We start from the raw sequence: 6,176 nt of genomic DNA, 5'->3' as shown, positions 1-6,176 counted from the left end.
GCGGGGACGTGTCCCGCCGCGTCGTGTTCCGGGCCTGGGGGAGGCCCCCTGGGGGCACGGGGAAGCGTCCTCGGGCGCAACTCCCCCCTTGCGTGCCTGGGGAGTCCTTTGGTCCTCTTGGGCCACCGCCGTATGCCCATGGAAACCGCCGCCGACAGCCGAGAGTACCGCGTGGTCTTCTTCTGCCCCGCGTCGAACGCCCGGCTCGAGCGGCTGGAGGTCCCGGTGCGCCGGCTGCTGTCGCGCATCCAGGCGCCGCCGGCGGAGCTGGCCCCGCTGAGTGAGGCCGGAGCGCTCACGGAGGCCGGGTGGCAGGTCTACCTGGTGCGTTCGCTGACGGAGCGCAGCGCGGCGCAGGCCATGGCGGCCTACGTCAGCGAGGCCACCTGTGCACTGGCCGCGGAGGTGGACGCGGAGGTGCTGGGGCTCTACGTGGACGTGTCCGGGGACTCCGCGCGCATCTGCCGCTGCGGCCCGGAGGACGGGCCGGAGACCTTCGCCGGGCGGAGGCAGGCCGCGCTCACCCGCACGTCCGAGTGGCTGGAGGTCGCCCCCGCGAGCCTGTCCGCCCTCTTCCAGTTGGATCCGCCGGACGCCGAATACGAGCCTGACGCGGACGACCGCTTCGTCGAGGAGAAGCTGCGTGAGGCGCGAGCCCTGATGGAGCGCTACCGCACCGCGGCGAAATGAGGTCGAGCACCCCGGAGGACCTGTCGGGCCGCTGTGAGCGGTGCTACCTGCCCACGGCCCTGTGCCTGTGCGCGGACGTGCCCGTCATCCCCACGCGCACGGAGCTGCTGATCATCCGGCACAACAAGGAGTCGCAGAAGAGCACCAACACGGCGCGCATCGCCGCGCTCGCCCTGCCCCGCTGCCACATCGTGTCCTATGGAGCGCCCGGAGCGCCCTTCGACGCGTCGGTGCTGGACACGCCGGACACGTGGCTCCTGTTCCCGGACGCACCGGAGGCGGAGGGTCCTCCGCCAAAGCGGCTCGTGGTCATCGACGGGAGCTGGGCACAGGCGCGGCGCATGGTGCAGCGAGTCCCCGCCCTGCGCAGGCTGCCGGGCATGAGGCTACCGCCGCCCGCGCCGGACACGCGCCGCCTGCGCAAGCCGCCGCACCCGGATGGGATGTCCACGCTGGAGGCCATGGCCGGCGCGCTCGCGCGGCTAGAGGGCGAGGAGCTCGCGAAGCCGCTGCTCACGCTGCACGAGCTGATGATTGAGCGCGTGCTCGCGAGCCGCGGTCGGTTGGGCTGGGAGAACTACCTCTAGCGACCTACTGCAGGACCTTCTGCATCTCCGCCGCGAAGGGCACGGGCTCCAGGAAGCCCGTCACGCGCGGCTTCGTCAGCACGGTGCCGTCCGGGTTCACGAAGGCCACCGTGGGCAGGCCCTCCACGCCCAGTTGCTCCATCAGCGCATCCAGGCGGTCCTCGCTGTTGGTCGCGTCGATCTTGATGGTGAGGAAGCGGCTGCCCTCGGCCTGGGTGATGACCTCCGAGGACGGATACGTCAGCCGGTCCAGTTCCTTGCAGGCCGCGCACCAGTCCGCGAAGAAGTCGATGAGCACCGGACGGCCTTCCTTCTTCGCCGCCGCGAGCACCTGCTCGAACTGGCTGGCGTCGAACGTCGCCTTCTTCGCCGGCATCACGTGGTGCCACTGCCACGACGGCGCCACCGGGCGCTCCTGGAGTCCCATGCGCACCCACAGCTCACCCGTGGGCCGCGCGTCCAGCGCGCCGCCTCGCAACACCAGCGCCCCCACCACCAGCGCCACGCCCAGCGCCTTGAAGCCGAAGTCGCGCGCGCCCTCCTTGAACGAACGGTGCACCGCGCCCACCCCCACGCCCACCACCACCAGCACCGCGGCCAGCACCGCGCCGGGCACCTGGCCCACCTCGGCGCCCAGCGCCTTCACGGTGTCGCGCGCCCAGGGGAAGGCGTCCTTCACGTACGAGAACGCGAGCGCCACCAGCATGATGCCCAGCACGCTCTTCACCCACTCCATCCACACGCCACCGCGCGGCAGGCGCACGGTGAAGACGCCGATGAGGAAGAACGGCACGCCGATGCCCAGCGCGTAGATGAACAGCAGCGTCGCGCCCAGCGTCGTGTTGGCGGACTTCGCCACGAAGGCCAGGAGGCCCGTGAGCACCGGCCCCGTGCACGGCGCCGCCAGGAACCCGGACACGCTGCCCATCACGAACGCGCCCGCGATGCCCGCGCCGCCCACGTTGCTCAGCTTCGTCTGCATGGACGACGGCAGCGCCAGCTCGAACGCGCCGAACATCGACGAGGCCAGGAGCAGCAGGAACAGCGCCAGCCCCAGCACCACCACGGGGCTGCCCAGCATGGAGCCGAAGGCCTGGCCCGTCTTCGCCGCCAGCACGCCCAGCGCGCTGAACACCACGCCCATGCCCACGATGTACGACGTGGTCAGCGCCAGCGAGCGGCCCCGTGCCTCCGCCTTCCTCGCGCCGAACACCGACACGGTGATGGGGATGAGCGGGTACACGCACGGCGTCAGCGCGGTGAGCAGGCCGCCGGCGAACACCACCAGCGCGCCCCAGGCGAGGTTCCCCGACTCCAGGAACCGGGCCGCGTCCAGCCCGGCGCTCGGCCCCGTGGGCAACAACCACGGCACCACCGCCACCGCCACTCCCGCCACCACCGCCACCAGCGTCAGCTTCTTCGTGTCCATGCGTGCCTTACGCCTCCGCGCGTCCGGACCTTCGGAGGCTCCCTTCTATATGCGGAGGCCGGGGACGCGGCTACCCCGCCGGCATCTCCGCGGGGGCGGCAGGCACCTTCAGCCCCGCGGAGCGCGCCAGCCCCATCACACCCTCCACGGCGGCGGCGATGTAGCCAAAGGGGTTCGCTCCATCCACCGCCGTCACGTGCACCTCGCCCATCCGCTGCTGGAAGGCCGCCGCCACCTGGGGCAGCTGCTGCGCCAACGTCAACTGGATGACCTCTGGACTCACCGAGTTCTCGATGTCACGCAGCGTCTTCGCGCGCTCCAGCTCCAGCCCCTGCTGCGCGCGGGTGCGCCGCAGCTCCAGCTCCGCGATGCCGGCCTCCGCCTCCGCGATGGACTGCTTCGCCAGCAGCACCTGGAGCCGGGCGGACAGCTGCTCGGCCTCCTGCCGGGCCACGGCGAGCTGGACTTCGTGACGCGCGGCCTCCGCCTCCTGCTGGCGGCGCATCCGCTCCAGCTCCACCTGGGCCTTGGCGGCCTCCGCCTCCTGCTCCCAGCGCAGCTCCTCCAGTTCACCCTGCGCGCGGTTGTACGCGAGCTGCCGTTCGCTGGTGAGCCGCGCCTCCTCCAGGCGTGCGTCCGTGGCCAGCGCCTCCAGCCGGGCCTGCTCCTTCAGCGCCTCCGTGCGCGTGCGGACCTCCTCCTGTGCGGTCAGCTTCGCGAGCGCCACTTCACGATCCACGGAGGTGCGCTCCTGCTGCTGCTGACGCGCCTGCTCCATCTTCGCCTGGGCCAGCCGCGCTTCCTGCGCGAGCTGCTCCATCTGCGCCTGCTCCTCCGTGGCCTGCGTGCGCTGGCGGACCTCCTCGCGCGCGGCGAGCTTCTGGAGGTTGAGCACGCGCTCGGCCTCCGTCTCCTCGCGCCGCACGAAGCGCTCCTTGGCCAGCTCCGCCTCGCGCGCCTGCCGCTCCTGCTCCCGGCGGAAGCGGGCCTGCATGTGTTCGAAGACGGAGGAGGACAGGACGCGCACGTCCTGGATTTCAATCGTGTCCAGCAGCACGCCCCAACCCACGTCGGTGCGGTCCTCCAGCCGGCCCCGTCCGGAGAGCACGGGGGCAATCTCGCGCATCAGCTCCGCCGCGATGCCCTCCTTGCGCCGGGTGAGGCACTCCTCCACGGTGAGGTTCGCCACCAGCCGGCGCGCCGCGCCCACGAACATCTCCCCGAGCAGCTCCGCCAGCTTCTCCTGCGCGCGCTCCGGGTAGCTGAAGTTGAGCATCCGGAAGGCCACCAGCGGATCCGCGATGCGGTACACCGCCAGGCCCGTCACCGCCACGCCCACCTTCTCGCTCGTCACCTGATCCGCGGTGAACTGGAACCGCTGGATGCTGGTGGGCACGATGGCCACCGAGTCCCCCGGCAGCTTGAAGCAGCTGGCGCCCTGGCCGCTCACCTCGCGCACGCGGCCCCGGCGCATGTGGATGAGGAACTCGCTGGGCCGCGCGGTGATGAGCCCCCACTTCTTCACCTTGTCGGGGTCCTCCGCGGGCTTGCCCGCCCGCCAGCCGTCCACGTAGCGGGAGCGATCCAGCCCTCCCTCCAGGCGGACCAGCGACGGCCGCCCCGTCCCGTCCTGCTGCGTGTCCTGGGCGTTGCTCCGGGCCTGCGACTTCGCGTTGGCGCTCATGTCTGGCACCCTCCGCGCTGTCTCCAGTGCAGGCGCCCGGCCATGCCCCGGGGTGCCACGAAACGGGCACTTATGGGCGCGCGAAGCACCGTTTCGGATCACCCCGCGCCAACCTGGCGCGGCCGGAGTGCTCCACTCTGGAGGAGCGTTGAACCCGGCCGGCGCATCCCACGACCCGGTGCGTCGCGGACAGAGGCCCTGGACCCCATGTTCCCTTGACCCGAGGGGGGTCGATTTTATAATTGACCAGTCCGGTCCACATTCGTGTGGGCCCATGTAGACCCTGCCGCTGCGCGCGGACCCACCGCGTCGCCGGGGAGCGGAGGGGTGTTCCACCCTCCTGCGTCACTTCTTCCTGAGGACTTCATGCTGAGCCTGCCCATCTACATGGACAACCACGCGACCACCCCGCTCGATCCGCGGGTGCTGGAAGTGATGTTGCCCTACCTCCGCGAGGACTTCGGCAACGCGGCCAGCCGCAATCACGCGTTCGGCTGGAAGGCCGAGGCCGCGGTAGAGAAGGCGCGCCGGCAGGTGGCGGACCTCATTGGCGCGTCGGAGAAGGAGATCGTCTTCACCTCCGGCGCCACCGAGTCCGACAACCTGGCCATCAAGGGCGTCATCGAGTTCTACAAGTCCAAGGGCGACCACATCATCACCCTGAAGACGGAGCACAAGGCCGTCCTGGACACCTGCAAGCGCCTGGAGCGCGTGCGCCAGGAGCGCCTGGACGAGCTCAAGCTGCTGCGCCTGGGCCAGCTGGCCGAGCGCGACGTCACGCCGGAAGAGGTCCCGGAGCTGGCCGCGAAGCTCAACCTGGACGCGGACGACACGTACAAGAAGTGGGCGGAGATGCCCACGGGTGGCGCGCGCGTCACCTACCTGGACGTGGAGAAGGACGGCCGCGTGAGCCTGGAGAAGCTGGCCGCGGCGATGACGCCCAAGACGGTGCTCGTCTCCATCATGTTCGCCAACAACGAGATCGGCGTGGTCCAGCCGGTGGCGGAGATTGGCAAGCTGTGCCGTGAGAAGGGCGTCCTCTTCCACTGCGACGCGGTGCAGGGCGTGGGCAAGGTGCCCTTCGACGTGGAGAAGATGAACGTCGACCTGGCCTCCATCAGCGCGCACAAGATGTACGGCCCCAAGGGCGTGGGCGCCCTCTACGTGCGCCGCAAGCCGCGTGTGCGCATCGCGCCCATGGTGGACGGCGGCGGTCACGAGCGCGGCATGCGCAGCGGCACGTTGAACGTGGCGTCCATCGTCGGCTTCGGCGCGGCGGCGGAAGTGGCGAGGCAGGACCTGCCGGAGGAGTCCGCGCGCCTGTTCCGCCTGCGTGAGCGGCTGCGCACCGGCATCATGGAGCAGCTGGACATGGTAACGGTGAACGGCAGCCTGGAGCACCGCATGCCGGGAAGCCTCAACATCTCCTTCTCCTACGTGGAGGGCGAGGCCCTGATGATGTCCATCAAGGACGTCGCGGTGTCGTCCGGCTCCGCGTGCACGTCCGCGTCGCTGGAGCCCTCCTACGTGCTGCGCGCCCTGGGGGTCGAAGAGGACATGGCGCACAGCTCCATCCGCTTCGGCCTGGGCCGCTTCAACACGGAGGAGGAGGTCGACTTCGTCATCCGCCTCGTGGTGGACAAAGTCCGCAAGTTGCGAGACATGAGCCCCCTGTACGAGATGGCCAAGGAAGGCATCGACCTCAAGAGCATCGAGTGGACCGCCCACTAGGCGCTCCCCTCCCCTCAAGATTTCCCGCCGGGCACGGAACCCCCCTCCGCTCCCC

Annotated in this window: 5 protein-coding genes; 3 read left to right on the top strand and 2 right to left on the bottom strand. The window is 70.5% G+C overall.

Annotation, left to right across the window (positions count from 1 at the left end):
* The first annotated feature begins 138 nt into the window (after positions 1–138).
* Together D7Y11_RS41105 and D7Y11_RS41100 are read left to right on the top strand one after the other, a co-directional pair.
* A complete protein-coding gene (locus D7Y11_RS41105; RefSeq protein ID WP_014395291.1) occupies positions 139–690 on the top strand; it encodes a hypothetical protein in 552 nt (183 codons plus the stop codon).
* On the top strand, positions 687–1,277 hold the full coding sequence (locus D7Y11_RS41100) for a tRNA-uridine aminocarboxypropyltransferase (protein WP_120564061.1): 591 nt from the start codon (positions 687–689) through the stop codon (positions 1,275–1,277). The genes D7Y11_RS41105 and D7Y11_RS41100 overlap by 4 nt, the downstream gene beginning before the upstream one ends.
* 4 nt (positions 1,278–1,281) lie before the next feature.
* On the opposite strand, the gene D7Y11_RS41095 is transcribed toward D7Y11_RS41100, so the two are convergent.
* A complete protein-coding gene (locus D7Y11_RS41095) occupies positions 1,282–2,706 on the bottom strand; it encodes a protein-disulfide reductase DsbD (protein WP_126936405.1) in 1,425 nt (474 codons plus the stop codon).
* Between the two features lie 70 nt (positions 2,707–2,776).
* Complete coding sequence (locus tag D7Y11_RS41090) at positions 2,777–4,390, bottom strand: SPFH domain-containing protein (protein WP_126936404.1); 1,614 nt, start codon at positions 4,388–4,390, stop codon at positions 2,777–2,779.
* A 369-nt stretch (positions 4,391–4,759) separates the two neighbouring features.
* On the opposite strand from D7Y11_RS41090, the gene D7Y11_RS41085 reads away from it, so the two are divergent.
* Entirely contained in the window at positions 4,760–6,121 is a 1,362-nt protein-coding gene (locus D7Y11_RS41085; protein ID WP_233607569.1) for an IscS subfamily cysteine desulfurase, read from the top strand.
* Positions 6,122–6,176 lie beyond the last annotated feature (55 nt).

Origin of the sequence: Corallococcus sp. AB018 (assembly GCF_003986945.1) — a bacterium.
In the GTDB taxonomy this organism is placed as follows: Bacteria; Myxococcota; Myxococcia; order Myxococcales; family Myxococcaceae; genus Corallococcus; species Corallococcus exiguus.
Note: the sequence above shows the minus strand (reverse complement) of the source record. Positions and strands in the feature narration are given on the sequence as shown.